Genomic DNA, 306 nt, shown 5'->3' with positions numbered 1-306 from the left:
CACGGGCGGTCGCGCGGGCGATCCGGCGGCCGTGTCGCTGTCGTCGCGCCTGAAGGAGCTGAAGCTGCCGCAGGGCCGGCTGAAGACCGGTACGCCGCCGCGTATCGACGGCCGGACGATCGACTTCTCGAAGCTCGACGAGCAGCCGGGCGACCTCGATCCGAGTCCCGTGTTCTCGTTCCTGGGCCGCGCGGAGCAGCATCCACAGCAGCTGCCGTGCTGGGTCACGCATACGAACGAGCGCACGCACGACATCATTCGCGGCGGTCTCGACCGTTCGCCTATGTATACAGGGGTGATCGAAGG

1 protein-coding gene is annotated in these 306 nt (G+C 68.0%); it reads left to right on the top strand.

Going from position 1 to position 306, the window contains the following annotated elements; genetic code table 11:
• On the top strand, window positions 1–306 hold a 306-nt coding region (locus AC3IFE_RS01535), incomplete at both ends, for an FAD-dependent oxidoreductase (RefSeq protein WP_489189385.1).

This window comes from Burkholderia sp. APQ4-4ca (genome assembly GCF_057837105.1).
The sequence above is the reverse complement of the archived record's forward strand: the minus strand, read 5'-3'. Positions and strand labels throughout refer to the sequence as shown.